This is a genomic window from Tamlana crocina (genome assembly GCF_012037625.1).
Genome location: NZ_JAAVJS010000477.1, coordinates 1 through 364 on the forward strand (window position 1 = coordinate 1; position 364 = coordinate 364).

Annotated in this window: 1 protein-coding gene; it reads left to right on the top strand. The window is 46.2% G+C overall.

What is annotated here, in order from left to right:
- Positions 1–364, top strand: a 364-nt coding sequence (locus HC176_RS17675; protein ID WP_167920315.1) for a 4Fe-4S binding protein, incomplete at both ends; no start/stop codon positions are given.

Consider the following 364-nt stretch of genomic DNA (forward strand, 5'->3'; position numbering starts at 1 on the left):
TTTGCGTTTCTAATTCCGGAGATCCTCATTCGGTTGAATCAGCCGTATTTCAATCCGGTGAACATCTGGCCCCTTAATTATGATCTTTTTGCAGGTTATAAATTATCGGAGTTTTTTTCTGCCGGAAATATTGGCCTGCTCATGCTCTTCTTCGGAATAGCTTCTATTTTTGTCATCACTCCCATCCTCACCTACTTCTACGGAAAAAGATGGTACTGCTCCTGGGTTTGCGGCTGCGGCGGACTCGCAGAAACGGCGGGAGATCCATACCGGCACCTATCGGATAAGAGCAGGTCGGCCTGGAAATTTGAACGCTACATTATTCATACTGTTCTTGTCCTGGTGGTGGTAATGACTATAGCTG